This is a genomic window from Chloroflexota bacterium, assembly GCA_040902225.1.
In the GTDB taxonomy this organism is placed as follows: domain Bacteria; phylum Chloroflexota; class Limnocylindria; order QHBO01; family QHBO01; genus CF-167.
The window spans coordinates 38,437-55,543 of record JBBDXT010000002.1 but is presented as its reverse complement, the minus strand read 5'-3'; the positions used below and the strand labels follow the sequence as shown (position 1 = coordinate 55,543).

Here is a 17,107-nt window from a genome sequence, read left to right as displayed (position 1 = left end):
GCCGAGGTCAGGGTTGCGTGACGTTGCGACGTTGAGCCGGCCCGTGGCGGTGAGCCCGTCCTGGCTCGGCCGAAGGCGTATGGCGTGGCGCGCGGCTGATTCGTGAGCGCCGGCATGGGGCGGACGGCCGGATGCGTGCCGGTCGATCGTTTACCTGTATCTCCTTCGCCACTGCCGGGGGGCGCCTCGCCCTGGTCCTTTGCGTGCAGCGCGTCGTGGGCGCGCCCATTGGAACTGGGCGGCCCGGCTATCTCGCGATCGGCAATGCTCCACCTCTCATAGCGGATTGCCGCCGGTGCGCACCGCGCCGCCGGGTGCTCCTCGATAATCGATTGTCGATGGAATGACGATATGGAACCAGCGTAAGCGCGTCAAGCGGCGTCGCCTGTGCTCTTCGTCACCGGGAAGCGGGCCGGATGGCCCTGTTGCCAGTTGGGCATCGATAATCGATGATTAGCGGCGCACCGGAACATGGCATTCGCTCGCAGGTGAAACAGATCCGGAGGGACGTCTATGACGCTGGCGGCCACCGAAAGCCCTCTTCTCCGCATGGTCCAGGACACGCCGACTGACTACTGGAACGACTCGTGCGCCGTTGACGAGCTTGCCTACGCCGTGGAGCGCGGAGCGACCGGTGCGACATCGAACCCGACCATCGTACACGAGGTCCTCAGGAAGGAGGCGTCGCACTGGGTACCCCGCGTCCACGAGCTCGCCGCGACCCATTCGACGTGGAGCGAAGTGGACCTGACGTGGGCCCTGGTCGAGGAGATGGTTGCCCGCGGGGCCGCTGTGCTGCAGCCCGTTTTCGAGCGCGAGGGGGGCCGCAAGGGGCGGCTTTCCGTGCAGCTCAACCCGGCCAACTATCGCGATCCGGAGCGGATGCTGGAGCAGGCGCTCCGCTTCGACGGGCTGGCGCCGAACCTCCTGGTGAAGTTTCCCGCCACCGCGGCGGGGATGGTCGGCATCGAGGAGGCGACCTTCCACGGCATCAACATCAACGCCACCGTCAACTTCACGCTCCCGCAGGCGATCGCGGTCGCCGAGGCGGTCGGGCGCGGACTGGAGCGGCGCGAGCGGGCCGGCCACGACACGAGCTCTCTGACCCCGATCTGCACGCTCATGATCGGCCGCCTGGACGACTGGGTGAAGGTCCTCGTCGAGCGCGACGACATCGCACTCGATCCAGGGGCTCCGAACTGGGCCGGCATCGCCGTCTTCAAGCGAGCGTATGCGCTCTTCCAGGAGCGCGGCTATCGCCCCCGCCTGCTGGCCGCCGCCTACCGCCACCGACTGCACTGGACGGAGCTGGTGGGCGGCGATGTTGCCATGACCATGCCCCACGCCTGGCAGGTTCGCTTCAATCGCAGCGGGATCCGCCCCGAGCCGCGCATGCAGGTCCCCGTCGACCCGGCGATCGTCGACGAGCTGGCCGCGCGGGTCCCCGACTTCCGGCGGGCCTACGAGCCGGACGGCATGACGCCCGACGAGTTCGAGGCCTTCGGCGCGTCGGCACGGACCCTGCGCGCATTCATCAAGTCGTACCACGACCTCATGGGCGCGGTCCGTGACCTCGTCCTGCCGGACCCTGATCCGCGCGCATCCTGACGTCGGCAGGGGAAGCACGCCGAGGAGAACCGTTACGTGACCACCGAAACGCGCACGACCACCACCGCACCAGGGCCGCGGATCCTCATGGTGCCCGCGTGATCAAGCGCGTCACCCGCGGAGAGGCTCAGCACCTCCCGCTCCCCGGACGGGACTGGTACACGTACATCGCGCCGCATAACAGCCCCGCGCGCAACGTGTCGGTGGGCGTGGCGATCTTCCCTCCCGGCTCGAAGCCGGAGGGACACGTTCACGCTGCCGAAGAGGAGACGATCTACGTTATCGCCGGTCGGGGCCGGTTGGTGACGCCAGAGGCGACCGCGGAGCTCGAGCCGGGCGTATCGGTCTTCATCCCGGTCGGCACCTTCCACGCCACCGAGTCGGACGGACCCGAGCCCCTGGAGCTCGTCTGCCTCTTCTCGCCGCCGGTGGTGCCCGGCTCGTACGAGCGCGGAGGGGGTGGGTGACGACCGCCCGGGGCGTCGGAACCACGGACAGCCCGGTGATCGCGCAGCTGAGCGAGATGGCGCGGCGGATCCGCGTCGAGATCATCCGCACCGTCAACCACGCGCAGGTGGGCCACATTGGAGGACCGCTGTCGGCCGCCGACATCCTGGCCGCCCTCTATTTCCGGGTGCTGCGCATTCGACCAGACGAGCCGGACTGGCCCGATCGCGATCGGTTCATCCTGTCCAAGGGCCACTCCTCGCTGGTCCAGTACGCGGCCATGGCCCTGCGCGGCTACCTCCCGGTGGACGAGCTGCGCACCTTCGACTCGCTCGGATCGCGGCTGCAGGGTCACCCCGACATGCGGCTGCTGCCCGGCATCGACATGTCCACCGGTTCGCTGGGCATGGGCCTCTCCGCGGGGTTGGGCATGGCCCTGGGCGCACGCTTCGCGCAGCGCGACGTGCGTACCTTTGTGCTCCTCGGAGACGGGGAATGCCAGGAGGGCCAGGTCTGGGAGGCCGCGTTCGTGGCGGCGCGCTACGGAGTGGACAACCTGATCGCCATCGTGGACCACAACAAGCTGCAGCAGTACGGCTGGCCCGGCGAGACGTCCGATGTCCGGCTGCCGCCCGAGGAGCCGGGAGAGCTGGTTGCCAAGTGGCGGGCCTTCGGCTGGCGCGTGCTCGAGACGGATGGGCACGACATGGCCGCCGTGGTGGCCAGCCTGGAAGCGGCCGTGGATCGAACGACCCGGCCGACGGTGGTGGTTGCCCACACCGTCAAGGGACGCGGCGTGTCGTTCATGGAGGGCGACTACCGCTGGCATAGCAAGCCAATCAAGCCCGAGGAGTTCGCGGCGGCGATGGGCGAGCTGGGCGAGGCAGGGGCATGAGCCTGCCGATGGGCCGCGCCATGCGTGAGGTGTTCGGCGAGACGGTTGCGCAGCTCGCCGACGACGACCCGCGCATCGTCATGCTCGACGGCGACCTGGGAAGCTCCACCAAGGCCGACATCTTCGAGCACGCCCATCGCGACCGCTTTCTGCAGATGGGAATCGCCGAGCAGAACATGATCGGCGTGGCCGCGGGCCTGGCGACCATGGGCCTCATCCCGTTCATCAGCACGTTCGTCTCGTTCGCCGTGGTGCGGCCGCTCGACCAGGTCCGGGTGCTGATCGCGCAGACGGGGCTCAACGTGAAGCTGACGGCCGGCTATGCCGGCCTGTTCACGGGCATGGCCGGCAAGACGCACCAAATCGTGGACGACATCTCGATCATGCGAGCCATGCCGGGCATGGTCACCGTCTCCCCGGCCGATGACGTGGAGGCGGCGCAGGTCATCCGCTGGGCGGCGGGCTATGACGGCCCGGTCTACGTGCGGATCGTTCGCGACGCTACCCAGCGCCTGTTCGATGACGCCTACGCCTTCCGAGTGGGAGCGGCCGTCGAGGTGCGTCGTGGAGGCGACCTGACGCTCATCGGCACGGGAGCCCAGACCCCGCGCCTGGTAGATGCCGCCGATCTCCTCGCCGCGGACGGCATCGACGCGGCAGTGCTCCACCTCCCCACCCTCAAGCCGCTCGACGCTGCTGCGATCGTGGCGGCCGCCGATCGCACCGGGCGGCTGGTGTCCGTCGAGGAGCACACCGTCATCGGCGGCCTGGGGGGCGCGGTGGCCGAAGTGCTGGCCGAGCAACGTCCGACGCCACTGCGGCGGATCGGTCTCCAGGACACGTACACCGTGTCGGCGCCCAACGACGTCCTGCTGGACCTCTACGGCCTGTCGGCCGCGAAGGTGGCGGACCAGGTTCGCGCCATGCAATGGGCCGACAGCTGACGCGCATGAATGACCGGCGTCAGGCGCGTGCGGGACCGGCCTCCGCATTCCCGTCGGTCGACTCCGGCAGCGCGCTCGGCCAGCCGGCATTGATCTTCGACCCCGCCTTGTCGAAGTGCTGACGCAGGGCATCCGCCACCAGCTCCGGGTCGCGCAGGCGCAGCGCGTCCAGGATCGGCCAGTGGAGAGCGGCCGTCCAATGCACGTCCACGCCCGGAATGGCGGCCGTGATGTACGTGCGCGAGAACGGCTCGAGTGACTGCCAGACACGGCGCAAGGTGGCATTGCCACTCAGGGCGATGATGTGGCCATGGAACCCGGCGTCCGCCAGCGCAAGGGCGTGCGCATCGCCGGACGCGGCGGCCCGTCGCAGCTCCTCGCCGTGAGCCAGCAGCTCGGCAAGGTCCGATTCGCTCATGCGCGGCACGGCGAGCCGGGCACCAAGCGTCTCGAGCTCGGCGCGGACGTTGATCGCCTCGAGCAGCTCGGCCGTCGTGGGCCTGCGGACGCGGGCACCGCGGAACGGCAGGATCTCGACGATCCCCGTCGCCTCCAGCCCGCGGAGCGCCTCGCGGACCGGCGCCTGGCTGATGCCGAGCTCCTTGGCGACCGTCGTCTCCACGATGCGCGCGTGGGGCGGGTATCGGCCGGAGAGGATGTCCTGCAGGAGCCGATCCTTCACTTCGTCCGCGAGCACGCTGCGCGACAGGGCGCCCTGCTCTGCCATCGGCCGACCTCCGAATTCGACCCTTGCGGGCAAACGCCGGCGGGTCGCCGGCGAATTGTATCGCGGCACCCACCGCCGGCCGTCCACGGCGACCGCACGCAGCGCCTGTCCATCGGTCGCGACTGGCCCCGCCTCCCCTCATCGATGACCGGCGAGCGGATCTCCCACGTGCCGGACGACTGGACGGTCTGGACCTTCTCGGATCCGCACGGCGTCGCGACCGGGCTGGAGGCTGCGCTCATCGAGGCTGGGCTGCTTGACCGTTCGCTGCGTTGGGTGGCGCCGCCGCGCACCGCTCTGCTCGGCTGCGGCGACTACCTCGACCGCGGCGCCGACAGCCAGCGCGTCCTCGCCCTGCTGCGGCGCCTCGAGCCCGAGGCCGCGGCCGCCGCCGGTCGCGCGATCTTCATCCGTGGCAACCACGAGGAGATGGTGCTGCACCTCTCCCGCGGGCGCCACCAGTGGCTGCCGGTCTGGCTCGCCTACGGCGGACACGCCACCCTGCAGTCGTTCGGCTGCGCCCCGCCGGACCCGCTCCAGGACGACGCCGCGCTGGCGGGCGTCGAGGCGCTGGCACCCGGCCTCTTCGCATGGCTCGCCACCCTGCCGCAGGCGGTGCGCTGGCACGACGTGGTGTTCGTGCATGGCGGGCTGCCGCCCGGCGCCGCGCTGGACGAGCTGGGACTGACGACCGATGCGCACCTGTGGGTGCGCGCCGAGTTCTACGAGACGCCGTGGGGCTCGGGAGCCTTCGAACGCTTCCGCGCCACGGGGATCGAGCGCGTCGTCTTTGGACACAGCCCGGGACCGTACGGCATTCGCGTCATGCAGGGAGGCCGTCTGCTGGCGGTCGACTCCAACGCCTGCGGGAATCCGCGCATGCCGGAGGACGCGCGGCTAAGGATGACGCTGGTCCAGCTCGACGAGGAACCGTTCGATCGCGCGCGCAGCGTGGTGATTCCCACCGACCACGCGCCCGACCGCGCGTTGAACCCCGATCCTGCCGACCCTATGCTCGATTATCGAGGGACTGACCTGGAGGCTGCAGCATGGTGACCCCGCTCCGCGAGCCAACCTATCGCAGTGACACGCGCCCCGACCTCGACGCGTTCGAGGAGCCGTGCGGCACGGTCATCGGGTTCGGCTATGGCGGTGACGTGGCGAGCGAGCTCGCCTCGGGAACCCTGGCCGCGCCGGCAGCCCTCGCGCTGCTGGACGACATGCTGGCCATCCGTGAGTTGGAGGAGATGATCGTCCGCCTCCGCTCAGGCGGCTACGACCCGCTGCCCGGCTACGACTACCGCGGTCCGACGCACGTCTCGATCGGGCAGGAGGCGACCGCGGTCGGCGCGGCCGCAGCCCTCCGCCCAGCCGACGCCATCACCAGCTCGCACCGCGGGCACGGCGACGCCATCGCCAAGGGCTTCGCCGCCATCCGCCGCATGGACGCGCCACAACTGCGCGCCCGCGTGCCGGACGGCACGGCCGTGGCCGATGACGCCCTTCTGGGCACGGCGCTGGAGGAGCACGTCTACCGGGTCATCGCCGAGCTGTTCGGCAAGGAGGAGGGCTACTGCCGAGGGCGCGGCGGGGGCATGCACATCGGCGACTTCGCTACCGGTCACCTGGGCGCCAACGCGATCGTGGGCGGCAGCGTGCCGATCGCCACCGGCGCGGCCATGGCCTTCCGCTACCAGCGCTCGGACCGCGTGGTGTGCTGTATGGCGGGTGACGGGGCATATGCCAACGGCGTGGTGCTCGAGTCGCTGAACTGGGCGACGCAGCACCAGTGGACCAACCACCTGGCCGGCGACCATCGGTACGGACTGCCCATCGTGTACCTGATCCAGAACAACCACTACGGCATGACCCATAGGACCGATGAGGAGGTGATGGGCATCCGCCACCTGGCGCGGCGCGGGGCCGGCTTCGCCGAGAACAACATGCACGCCGAGGTGGTGAACGGCATGGACGTGCTGGCTGTCTGGGACGCGATGCGCCGTGCCGCCGAGCGCTGCCGCGCCGGCGAGGGGCCCGTCCTGGTCGAGGCGAGCACCTACCGGTACTACGGGCACTCCCTCTCCGACCCGCGCAACGAGTACCGGACGCGAGACGAGGAGTCGGCCTGGCGCGCCATCGATCCGATCGAGCGCCTCAGGCGGCAGATCGTCGAGGCCGGCGTCGCGGACGACGCGGCGCTGGAACGCCTGGAAGGGGAGGCGCGCGAGCGCAACGCGCGCGCCGCTCGCCGCGCCGCCGAGGCGACCGATCCCGATCCGGCTGATCTGCTGCGTTACTTGTACACCGACACCGCCGCCGACGTCGTGCCGGTCGATCAGCAGGAGGTGCCGCTGTACGCGGAACCGCCCGCGGCGCCCCGGGATGAGGCCGGGACGATCAGCTACCGGGACGCCATCCGTGAGGCGCTGGTCGAGGAGATGCTGCGCGATCGCCGGGTCATCGTCTACGGCGAGGACATCGCCGACTATGGCGGTGCGTTCAAGCTCACCAAGGGGTTGCTGGAGACGTTCGGGCGCGAGCGGGTGTTCAACACGCCAATCTCCGAGGCGTGCATCTGCGGCACCGCGGTGGGGGCGGCGATCGTGGGCACCCGGCCAGTGGTCGAGCTGATGTACATGGACTTCGCCCTGATGGCGTCCGACCAGATTGCCAACCAGGCCGGCAAGTGGCACTACATGAGCGGGGCGCAGATCGAGGTGCCGCTCGTCATCCGCGCCTCGGTGGGAGCCGGCAAGGGATACGGCGGCCAGCACTCCCAGTCGCTGGAGAGCATCTTCACCCACATCCCCGGCCTGTACGTCCTCTACCCGGCCACGCCGGCCGACGCCAAGGGCCTGCTCAAGGCTGCGATCCGCACGAACAACCCCGTCCTTTTCGTCGAGAGCCAGGGCCTGTATCCGACGAAGGGCCCGGCGCCGGAGGCGGACGACCACCTGGTCGAGATCGGCCGTGCCCGCGTGGCGCGGGAGGGGACCGATGCCTCCGTGGTTGCCTGGGGCCCCGCCGTCCTCGATGCGCTGGCGGCGGCCGAGGTGCTGCACGCCGAGCACGGCCTGTCGGCCGAGGTGATCGACCTGCGCAGCCTGGTGCCGCTCGACATGGACAGCGTCCTGACGTCGGTCCGCAAGACCGGCCGCTGCGTGGTGGCCAGCCAGGCTGTGCTGATGGGCAGCTTCGTCAACGAGATCGTGGCCCGCGTGCAGGCCGAGGCGTTCGACGACCTCGACGGCCCGGTGGGTCGCATCGGTGCGGCCAACGGCATCTCGCCGCAGGCGCACGGGCTCGAGGAGGCCTTCCTGCCTCGGGCCGGTGACATCGTGCGCGCCGTCCTGGACATCGTGTAGCAGGTATCCCGTCACATGGTCCACCCGATCCTCATGCCGCGCCCCGGTCAGATGACCGAGGAATGCACCCTGCTCGTCTGGCACAAGAACGAGGGCGACCTCGTCGCCAGGGGCGACGTCCTGTTCGAGATCGAGACCGACAAGGCGGTCATGGAGGTCGAGGCCTTCGACGACGGCGTCCTGCTGCGACGCCTGGTTGAGGAGGGCGAGACGGTGCCCGTCAACAGCGTGTGTGCCTACGTCGGTCAGCCCGGGGAGGAGATCCCCGAGCCCGCCTCGGCACCTGCGGGGCCCCATGCGCCCGAGACGGCCACGGCATCGGCACCCAAGCCGGCGCCCGAGGCGGACGTGGCCGCACCAGCTGCGCCGCGGATCAGCCCTCGCGCCAGCCGGCTCGCCGCTGAGCTCGGCGTCCATGTGGGGACGCTGGTCGGCAGCGGCCCGGACGGCCGCATTGTCGAGCGCGACATTCGCGCCGCGGCCACCGCGCCTGGCGTGCCGATCGCGACCGCTCGACAGCCGCCCGACGTGGCGCCACCGTCGGCCGACGACGAGGGTGAGCGGCAGCCACTGTCACGCATGCGGCAGGTCATCGCCCAGCGGATGAGCGACAGCGCGAGGACCGCGCCGCAGTTCGCGGTGACGGTGGCGGTCGACGTGACGCGCCTGGTCGAGATGCGGGACGAGCTGAAAGCGGCCGGGACGCCGCTGACCGTCACCGACTTCGTGATGGTCGCTGCCGCGCGCAGCCTGGTCGAGATGCCGGTGGTCAACTCGCGCACCGACGGGCAATCGATGTGGTTGCGGCGGCGCGTGCACCTGGGCCTGGCCGTTTCGGTGCCGAATGGGCTGGTTGTCGTGGTTGTGCGCGACGCGGACCACCTGAGCCTCGATGAGATCCACCAGCGCGCGGCCTCGCTGGCCGGGGCGGCTCGCGAGGGAAGGCTGCCGCTGGACCAGATGAGCGGCAGCACGCTCACGATCTCGAATCTCGGGATGCACGGCGTGGAGCACTTCGCCGCCATCATCAACCCGGGCGAGTCCGCGATCCTTGCTGTTGGGAGCGCGGCTCGCGAGCCGGTTGTCATCGGAGACGGCCTGGGCATTGGCTGGATCATGCGGCTGACGCTGACCGCGGACCATCGGCTGGTCGACGGTGAGCTGGCCGCACGATTCCTGGACGATCTCCGGCGCCGTCTCCAGGACCCGGCGGGGCTACGCCGCGCGACCCCAGAGCTCGAGGCACGCGGTTGACGTCGGGGGGCGACCGCCGTCCCGTTACGGACGTCTTCGGGCCAGGTCGGCGAATGCGTCCAGGGCCTCGGGATTGGACAGCGAGCCCCGTGAGACAGCGGCCTCGGGCGGCGTCCCGCTCAGGATGCGCTTGATCGGGACCTCGAGCTTCTTGCCCGACAACGTGCGCGGCACTCCCGGTACGGCCACGATGCGGTCCGGCACGTGGCGGGGGGACAGGTTGTCGCGCAGTTCCTCGCGGAGGCGGCGCGCAAGGGGTCCGTCCAGGACGGCCCCCGCCCGCAGCGCGACGAACAGCAGGAGCTCATCGGTCTCCTCCAGGTGGACGACCACCGAGTCCGCCACCTCGGGAATGGCCTCCACCACGGCGTAGAACTCGGCGGTCCCGATCCGCACCCCGCCGCGGTTGAGCGTGGCGTCGGAACGGCCGCTGATGACGCATGAGCCGCGCTCGGTGATCGTGATCCAGTCCCCGTGGCGCCACACGCCGGGGAACACCTCGAAATAGGCGGACCGATAGCGCGACCCGTCCGGGTCGTTCCAGAAGCTCACCGGCATGGACGGCATGGGGCCGGTGATCACCAGCTCACCCTGCTCACCAACCAGGGGGCGACCATCCGGGGCGTAGGCCTCGATCGGTGAGCCCAGATGGCGGCAGCTGATCTCGCCCTCCCAGACCGGGACGAGCGGGCTGGCGCCGACGAACGCGGTGCACAGGTCGGTCCCGCCCGACACGGACTCCAGGTGGACCGATGGCCCGAACGCCTCGTACACCCAGCGGAAGCCGTCGGCCGGCAGGGGAGCGCCGGTGGAGCCGATGGCCCGCACCCGCGACAGGTCGTGGTCGCGCGCCGGCTGCAGCCCTTCTCGACGGCAGCCCATGAGGTACGGCGCGCTGGCGCCGAAGTACGTGACCTTCTCCTCGGCGGCCAGCCGCCACAGGGCGGACATGTCGGGGTGGCCAGGCGAGCCGTCGTACAGGACGATGGTGGCGCCCGCCAGCAGGCCGGATACCAGGTAGGGCCACATCATCCAGCCGGTGGTCGTGAACCAGAAGAAGCGGTCGTCCGGCCCCAGGTCGTGCTGCAGCGCGTGGATCTTCAGGTGCTCCAGGAGGATCCCGCCGTGGCCGTGGACGATCGGCTTGGGCAGCCCGGTCGTGCCCGAGCTGTAGAGGACGAACAGGGGGTGGTCGAACGGGACCTGGGCGAAGTCGAGCCCACCCGCATCCGCGATCAGCTCGTGCCAGGCCACCGCACCCCGGATGCGCGGCACCGTGTCGAGGTAGGGAAGCTCCACGGTGGCGCGCAGGGAGGGCAGCGCGGCGCGAATGGCGGCGACCTCATCGGTCTTGTCGACCTCCCGATCGCCGTACCGATAGCCGTTGATACTGAGCAGCACCGCCGGCTCGATCTGTCCGAAGCGATCGATCACGCTGCGGGTACCGAACTCCGGCGCGCACGACGACCAGATGGCACCCAGGCTGGCGGTGGCCAGCAGCGCCGCCACCGCCTCGGGGACGTTCGGCAGAAAAGCCGCCACGCGGTCTCCCGGACCCACGCCCAGCCGCTGCAGGCCCGCTCGCAGGCGCGCCACGAGATCGCGCAGCTCGTCGCCTGTCAGCGTGATCTGCTCCCGGCTCTGCGAGCGCGCTACGAGGATCACGTCCTCCGGCCGGCGGCCGTTGAGGCGGAGCGCGTGCTCCGCCCAGTTCAGGCGGGCCCCGGGGAACCAGCGCGCGCCGGGCATCGCGGCGCGCGCCAGCGCCGGCCCCATGGGCGTCGAGGAGGTCACTCCGAGATGCTCGACCACGGCCGACCAGAACCCGTCGAGATCGTCCACGGACCAGCGCCACAGGGCGTCGTAGTCGGCGAACCGCAGGCCGCGCTCACGCTCGAGCCAGTCCAGGAAGCGGCCGATCCGCGACGTGGCGCGCGCGTCGGCCGGGGGCGTCCAGAGCACGGGCGGGGCGTCGGGCATGGGCGGCAATCATGCCAGAGGGGAACTGGCGGGGTATCCTCGGCGGACGACGCGTGCGCCCAGCCTGGGCCGCTCCTAACCTCCGCGGCGCCTGCGGGCGAGCCGCTCGGCGAGCGTCTCGGCGGCCGGACCGGCATCCGGCTCGCCCGGCTCCGCTGGCGTGGCCGGTGTGGCCGGCGTCGCGGCAGATGCAGCCTCGCCGGGTGCCTGCGCCGGCGGAGGTTCGGCCTTGCGGCGCACGGATCGGTCGGCGCGCCGCTGGCTTCTCCCCCTGGCCGCGCGCAGCTCGGCCAGCCCCGGCACCACCTCCGGCGCCGGCTTGGCCAGGCCCACGCCGCGAGCGACCCAGGTCCGGGCGCGGACGAAGTCGCCACGCGTCAGGGCGACCCGGCGCACGCCGACGTCGATCGGCACCAGGATCATGGCCAGCAGCAGGAGCCACGGCCAGATCGGGGTCGGGAAGGCCGCCGCCGCGATGTCATGTGTCCAGACCTGCCGGACGATCTCGGGATCCGACGGGTCGAGCTGGATCTGCCGCCCCTGCCCGGCGCCGGCATAGCGGCCCAATGCCTCGCTGTCCACGCCAAGGCGCCGGAACTCCTCCGCCGCGGGTGAGACGACGCCAAGGGTGCGGTTGGCCGAGTCCGCCCCGTCGCGGGTCTGGGCCACCCGCACGAGGTAGGCGCCGGGCTGATCGGCGCGCACCGTGCCGGCGTAGCGGCCGGGGCCAACCTGGGTCAGCGTGCTCTGCAGCGGTGCCAGGTCAGGCGCCACCATGCGCAGCACGGTGCGATAGAAGTTGCGCGGAGCCCCATCGTCGTCGAGGGAGGTGACCTCGACGTTCAGCTCGCCGTCGCGTCCGGGCGAGAACTGCACGTCGATCCCCTGCTCGTCCCGCGGGGGAAGGGTCCAGGCCACGAGCTGCGCGGTCATCGTTCCGAACGCCTCCGTGCCGATCCACTGCGTTGCCCACTGCTGCCGCACGTCGCTGGTCCATGCCACCGAGCGCCCCAGGCCGTACTGCCATTGCGCAAGCAGCGGATCGTCGCGGCCTGTGAGCAACGCCACCGTGGCGGTCCCCTTGGCGGTGGTCGCGTTGTAGCCGAGGAGCGACGGGAGACGTCCCGGGTCGAGGCCGCGCAGGATCTCGGACGGCGAGGAGGGGACCGGCTGGAACGGCTCCTCGACGATCTGCTCTCCGGCGGTCCGGATCGTCTCCTTCAGGAAGATGTCGGGGATGCGGGTCGCGTCATCGGCCTCGTAGTAGCGCCCGCCGGACTGCTCGGCCAATCGGCGCAGGATGGCCGCCGAGCCGCCGCCGGTGCCGATCGTGGAGAGGGTGATCCCCGCCTTCTTCATGTCGGCCAGCAGGGCGTCATAGGCGCCGGACTGGCTCCAGCCATCGGTGATCAGGATGATGTGGCGCAGCTTGGCCGGGTTCCGGATCAGGTCGTCGTAGGCCGCCTTGAGGCCGGCGTAGATGTTGGTCTGCCCGTCTGCCTTGAAGCCGAGCGAGTTCTGGAGGCCGATGTGGTCGATCGGGCCGGTACGCACGGCCCAGTGCGCGCCCTCGTCAAAGGCCACCACCCCCAGCTGGTCGGTGGGAGAGAGCGCATCCGCGGCGCGCAGGATCGCCTCTTTGGCGATGTCCACCTTCTCGAAGCCGCGCGTCCCGCTGGTGGCCGTGCCGCGGTTGTCGCTGGTGCAGTGGCAGTCGGCCATGCTGCCGCTCTTGTCGATCACCGCCACCAGTGCCACATCCGGTGAACGCTGCCGATCGCGGACGGTCATGTACACCGGCAGCACGTCCTCGAGGACGGAGTTGAGATAGCCGCCTGCTCCGTAGCTGCTCCGGCCGCCGAGCATCACCAGCCCCTTGCCCAGGTCGCGCACGTAGACCTGCAGGCTGGCCATGGCGGTGGCCCCCAGCTGGGCTGCCGAGACGTTGTCGAGCACGACCGCGTCGTAGCCGGCAAGTGTCGCGATCGACGATGGGACGCCGCCGGCGGGCACAACCGTCACCTGCTGGCGTGCAGTGGTCAGGGCGTCGACCAGGTCGGTGGCGCGAACCGGGTCGTCGGTGGCGACCAGCACCTGCGGCTCGCCGGTGACCAGCACGTAGGCATCGGCCGCGTTGTTCTCGGTGAAATGGTCCGAGCGCGGCTCGATCACCGCCCGGAAGACGTGGAAGCCGGGCTCCTCCGCCTTCACGATGAACGAGAGGCTGATGGTGCCGGGCTTGAGTGAGAGCTGGCGAGTGGCGACGGTTGCCCCGTCGGCGAGCAGGCGCAGCGTCACGGCAGTTGCGACCGTGGAGCGCACACGCACGCTCAACTCGATGGTCTCTCCGACGCGCGCCCCGGAAGGAGCATCCACGCCATCCACCAGCGCTTCGGGGTACGTCTCGCCACCCGGCAGCACCACGTCGAGGCGCACGCCGTGCTGTGCGGCCGAGAGGATCGCCTCCTCCGCCTGGCCGCTCGTGTCATTTCCATCGGAGAGGAGGACCAGCCGCTGCTGCGTGCCGGCGGGGAAGATGGCGGTCCCGAGCCGGACCGCTGCGGCGATATCGGTCGCGCTGACAACCGGCACCGACCCCGGCGCTTGCAGCTCGTCGAGGTTCGACGGCAGCCGATCAACAAGGGCGTTGGCCCCGAAGACCACGACCCCTGCCGTGTCGCCCTCGGGGATCTGGGTCACGCCTTTCTTGGCAAACGCCAGCAGCTCCTCGCGGCTGGCGTCCAGCATCGAGGCCGATGCGTCGACCAGGAAGACAACCGACAGCCGGTCGGACGGCAGCGCAAGGCGCGCTCCGGCCAGGGACGCCACGACACAGCCGACCAGGGTCAGGCGGATGATGAGCGAGGCGACCCTGCGGGCGCGCGGCAGCGTGCGCGACGCGGCCCACCAGCCGCCGATCACCAGCGCTGCGGCCGGCAGCAGCAGCCACAGCCAGATTGGGTCGGTGAACGCGACCGGGATCATCGCGGGCTGCCTGCCATGCTCGAGCTGCTCGATCGTGCCGCGGCCGGCGGCCGACCGCGGCGCAGGATCCGCGCCACGGCGCGGCGGGTCGGGCGATGGAAGAGGAGCCACTCGACCAGCAGCAGGACGAGCCCCGCCAGGGCAAGCGGCCACCACCACTCGGATCGTGCGGTCAGCCCATCGTCGCCCGGGGAGGGGCCGACCTGGCCGAGATCGCGAATCCGAGCCGGGTCACCGGGGGTCACGCGCGACTCACCCGGATTGAAGAGGTTCGCGGCCGTCCTGCCCAGCGAAACGCCACCGGTGCCGCTTCCGTCGTCGACCACCTGCAGGTCGACCAGGCCGGTCACCCGCGGCCCCGGCACGGTCACCCGCCCCCCGACGACCTCCAGCTCCAGCTGTTCCCCGCTCGCAACGGTCACGGCGGCAACCCGCCGGATGGCGGGATCGATGCTGACGGCGATCGGCTGGCCGAGCTCGACCGACGGAGGCAAGATGCCGTCGGTCGACGGCAACAGCGCGTCCACCAGGTTGCTCATGAGGAGCGGGAACGCGACCTGGAGCGGCAGGTCACTGTCGCCGAGGGCGAATGACAGAAGCCCGACACCCAGTCCGTTCACGCGACCGATCGCGACCAGCGGCTCGCCGCGGACGCTCTCCACCACCGGGCGCATCCCGTCAGCCAGGGTGACGGCACGCGCGCGACCGATGTGCAGCGTCGAGAGGTCGACGAATCGCAGCAGGGGATCGGCGGGGTCGGTGCGGTCGAGGGCTGGGCCGTCGAGCACGCGGCCAACGGTGCCGAAGGCGCTCCCGGCGGCCGGCCCCACGTACAACGCCGGGACGGTGGGCGGTTGGGCCGGCACGGTGCGGTCGAAGATGACGATGCCATAGGGCTTGCCCGCCTCGGCGGCGGCGTCCAGCGCATCCACGTAGCCGCCGGCGCCGACGGCATAGAGCTCGAGGCGCGGGAGCAGGGCGAGCGCATTCTCGAGGTATGTGTTGCCGGGGCCGACCAGGAGCGCACGCACGGCGGCCGCGGAGGGGACGAGCGCAAAGGCCCGATCGTCGACCGCCAACGCGTCATCGCCGGCGAGCCGCGCCTCGACCACCCTGGCGCCCTGGGGGACGCTGCTGATCAGGGCCTCGGAGCGCTGCTCGGCGGGGATGGCGAGGTCGCGCGCGTCCACGAGGACGTCGTCCGCGTAGATCTCCAGGCGCCGCGTCACGTCCGAGGCCGATGGGTTGCTGACCGCCACGAACAGGTCGAGCTGCGCCCCGCCCGAGCGGCGAAGGAGCGACAGGGCCGCCACGGCCTGGTTGCCGTCGGTCGTGCCGACGCGCTTCACCTGCACCGGTGCGCCGATCCCGACGCGCGGAAGGCGGTCGGCATTCGCATCGGTCACCACCACCACGGTGGAGTCGGAGTCGCGAGCGGCGAGCGCCGAGGCGAGCGCGAAGGCATCGGTCAGGTCGCCCGGCACCTGGGTGGCGACGATCCCGTCGACGGCCGCGAGCGCCGCGGCTCGGTCGTCCGTGTCGCTCACCAGGACGTGGGCCGAGTCATCGGCCGTCACCACCGTCACGTGGCCACCCTCCGACAGCTGCCCGATCACGCGTCGCGCCGCGACTTGCGCTGCGGCGATGCGCGAGGTGCCGTCCTCGACGGTGCCCATCGAGGCCGAGGTATCCACGATCAGCACCACGTTGGCGGCAAGGTCCGAGCTGACTGTAAGGAACGGACGTGCAGCGGCGATCACCATCAGCAGCGCGATCAGCAGCTGGACGATCAGCAGCCAGCTGAAGCGCAGCCGCTGCCACGGCGCGTTGGCCTCCACGTCGCGCACCAGCTGCTGCCACAGAAAGGTGCTGCCGACCGGCACGTCCCGGCGTCGCAGCCGCAGCATGTAGTACGCGACGATGATGGGCAGGCTGACCAGGCCGATGAGGGCCAGCGGGGCGATCACAGCGAAGTTGTGGTCATTCGATCACTCTCCGGCGTCGAAGGACGTCGAACAGGAGGTCGGCCAGGTCCAGGTCGGAGGGGACGCTGACGTAGGCGCCGCCACGCCGCGCGCAGAAGGCTGCGATCTCCTCCTGCCACTCGCCCAGCCGAGTGCGGTAGCGGTCGACGAGGTCGTCGTCGCCGGTCACCTCGATCCCGTGGCCGGTCTCGTTGTCGACCAGCCGCGCATCCGGCGGGACGTCGGGATCGAGCTCCTCCGGCGCCAGCACGTGCAGCACGGACAGCTGGCAGCGTGTCCCGGCCAGGTCGCGCAGCGCGTCGAGGTAGCCCGGGTCGAGCAGGTCGCTGACCAGGATCAGCGGCCCACGGCCCCGGATCCGGCTGGCGTAGTCGCGGGCCGCGGCGGCGAGGCCGGTGAGCCGCTCGGGGCGCGGCTCCGAGAGGAAGCGAAAGACCTCGAACACCCGCGCCTTGCCGCGCAGCGGACGCAGGCTGACCGCACGTCCCTCGCCCAGGAAGGCGATGCTGACCCGGTCGAGGTGGGCCAGCCCCAGATACGCGAGCGCTCCCGCCGCGCGACGAGCGAAGGTCAGCTTGTTCGGCTCACCGAAGTCCATGCTGCGGCTGGCGTCGACCAGGACGTGGACGGTGACGTCCTCCTCCTCGACGAAAAGCTTGATGAAGAGCCGCTCGAGGCGCGCGTACACGTTCCAGTCGAGCTGCCGCAGGTCGTCGCCGGCGCTGTAGTTGCGATAGTCGGCGAACTCGACGCTCTGGCCGCGGCGCACCGAGCGTCGCTCGCCCTTCATGCGGCCCGCGGTCAGGCGCCGCGATGCAAGCTCGAGCTGCCCGAGGCGGCGCAGAAATGCCTCGTCGAAGAGGAGATCGGCGCCTGCACCGGCCTCCGCGGCGTGCGCGACCGGCGCGGTCATGCCC

12 protein-coding genes are annotated in these 17,107 nt (G+C 70.9%); 7 read left to right on the top strand and 5 right to left on the bottom strand.

Translation table 11 applies throughout. From position 1 onward, the window contains the following. Window positions 1-513 precede the first annotated feature (513 nt). The 4 genes from WEB29_00305 to WEB29_00290 all read left to right on the top strand — a co-directional run bounded on the left by WEB29_00305 (window position 514) and on the right by WEB29_00290 (window position 3,894). Window positions 514-1,608 carry a transaldolase family protein gene (locus tag WEB29_00305; GenBank protein MEX2135384.1) on the top strand — a complete coding sequence of 365 codons (1,095 nt, stop codon included), beginning with the start codon at window positions 514-516 and terminating at the stop codon, window positions 1,606-1,608. Window positions 1,609-1,706: 98 nt separating this feature from the next. After that, on the top strand, window positions 1,707-2,075 hold the full coding sequence (locus WEB29_00300; GenBank protein ID MEX2135383.1) for a cupin domain-containing protein: 369 nt from the start codon (window positions 1,707-1,709) through the stop codon (window positions 2,073-2,075). Then, window positions 2,072-2,950, top strand: coding sequence for a transketolase (locus WEB29_00295; protein MEX2135382.1), 879 nt, complete (start codon window positions 2,072-2,074; stop codon window positions 2,948-2,950). The genes WEB29_00300 and WEB29_00295 overlap by 4 nt, the downstream gene beginning before the upstream one ends. Further along, window positions 2,947-3,894 (top strand): transketolase C-terminal domain-containing protein, encoded by a 948-nt coding sequence (locus tag WEB29_00290; GenBank protein MEX2135381.1) that lies wholly within the window; start codon window positions 2,947-2,949, stop codon window positions 3,892-3,894. Before WEB29_00295 ends, WEB29_00290 begins: the two co-directional genes overlap by 4 nt. A 19-nt stretch (window positions 3,895-3,913) precedes the next feature. On the opposite strand, the gene WEB29_00285 is transcribed toward WEB29_00290, so the two are convergent. Then, the gene (locus tag WEB29_00285) at window positions 3,914-4,621 is read right to left on the bottom strand and encodes a GntR family transcriptional regulator (GenBank protein MEX2135380.1); all 708 of its coding nucleotides are present in this window, start codon (window positions 4,619-4,621) and stop codon (window positions 3,914-3,916) included. 144 nt (window positions 4,622-4,765) lie between these two features. Here WEB29_00285 and WEB29_00280 point away from each other — a divergent pair, with 144 nt between their 5' ends. Genes WEB29_00280 through WEB29_00270 form a run of 3 tightly spaced genes read left to right on the top strand, consistent with a single transcriptional unit; the run spans window position 4,766 to window position 9,240 of the window. Beyond that, the gene (locus WEB29_00280) at window positions 4,766-5,677 is read left to right on the top strand and encodes a metallophosphoesterase (protein ID MEX2135379.1); all 912 of its coding nucleotides are present in this window, start codon (window positions 4,766-4,768) and stop codon (window positions 5,675-5,677) included. Continuing rightward, window positions 5,671-7,986 (top strand): dehydrogenase E1 component subunit alpha/beta, encoded by a 2,316-nt coding sequence (locus tag WEB29_00275; GenBank protein ID MEX2135378.1) that lies wholly within the window; start codon window positions 5,671-5,673, stop codon window positions 7,984-7,986. The genes WEB29_00280 and WEB29_00275 overlap by 7 nt, the downstream gene beginning before the upstream one ends. A gap of 15 nt (window positions 7,987-8,001) precedes the next feature. Further along, entirely contained in the window at window positions 8,002-9,240 is a 1,239-nt protein-coding gene (locus WEB29_00270) for a dihydrolipoamide acetyltransferase family protein (GenBank protein ID MEX2135377.1), read from the top strand. 24 nt (window positions 9,241-9,264) lie between these two features. Here the strand turns inward: WEB29_00270 and WEB29_00265 are convergent, their stop codons facing one another. The 4 genes from WEB29_00265 to WEB29_00250 form a co-directional block, all read right to left on the bottom strand. Then, window positions 9,265-11,220: an acetoacetate--CoA ligase gene (locus WEB29_00265; GenBank protein ID MEX2135376.1), complete on the bottom strand. Its 1,956-nt coding sequence runs from the start codon at window positions 11,218-11,220 to the stop codon at window positions 9,265-9,267. Window positions 11,221-11,295: 75 nt separating this feature from the next. After that, window positions 11,296-14,205 (bottom strand): VWA domain-containing protein, encoded by a 2,910-nt coding sequence (locus tag WEB29_00260; protein ID MEX2135375.1) that lies wholly within the window; start codon window positions 14,203-14,205, stop codon window positions 11,296-11,298. Further along, window positions 14,202-16,172 (bottom strand): BatA and WFA domain-containing protein, encoded by a 1,971-nt coding sequence (locus WEB29_00255; protein MEX2135374.1) that lies wholly within the window; start codon window positions 16,170-16,172, stop codon window positions 14,202-14,204. The genes WEB29_00260 and WEB29_00255 overlap by 4 nt, the downstream gene beginning before the upstream one ends. A 13-nt stretch (window positions 16,173-16,185) precedes the next feature. After that, entirely contained in the window at window positions 16,186-17,103 is a 918-nt protein-coding gene (locus WEB29_00250) for a DUF58 domain-containing protein (GenBank protein ID MEX2135373.1), read from the bottom strand. Between the last annotated feature and the right edge of the window lie 4 nt (window positions 17,104-17,107).

What these genes read in the sequence shown, in the direction of transcription:
- WEB29_00250 (MEX2135373.1), bottom strand. Translation starts at nt 17,103, where the DNA reads ATGACCGCGCCGGTCGCGCACGCCGCGGAGGCCGGTGCAGGCGCCGAT.
- WEB29_00260 (MEX2135375.1), bottom strand. Translation starts at nt 14,205, where the DNA reads ATGATCCCGGTCGCGTTCACCGACCCAATCTGGCTGTGGCTGCTGCTG.
- WEB29_00270 (MEX2135377.1), top strand. Translation starts at nt 8,002, where the DNA reads ATGGTCCACCCGATCCTCATGCCGCGCCCCGGTCAGATGACCGAGGAA.
- WEB29_00285 (MEX2135380.1), bottom strand. Translation starts at nt 4,621, where the DNA reads ATGGCAGAGCAGGGCGCCCTGTCGCGCAGCGTGCTCGCGGACGAAGTG.
- WEB29_00265 (MEX2135376.1), bottom strand. Translation starts at nt 11,220, where the DNA reads ATGCCCGACGCCCCGCCCGTGCTCTGGACGCCCCCGGCCGACGCGCGC.
- WEB29_00305 (MEX2135384.1), top strand. Translation starts at nt 514, where the DNA reads ATGACGCTGGCGGCCACCGAAAGCCCTCTTCTCCGCATGGTCCAGGAC.
- WEB29_00290 (MEX2135381.1), top strand. Translation starts at nt 2,947, where the DNA reads ATGAGCCTGCCGATGGGCCGCGCCATGCGTGAGGTGTTCGGCGAGACG.
- WEB29_00275 (MEX2135378.1), top strand. Translation starts at nt 5,671, where the DNA reads ATGGTGACCCCGCTCCGCGAGCCAACCTATCGCAGTGACACGCGCCCC.
- WEB29_00280 (MEX2135379.1), top strand. Translation starts at nt 4,766, where the DNA reads ATGACCGGCGAGCGGATCTCCCACGTGCCGGACGACTGGACGGTCTGG.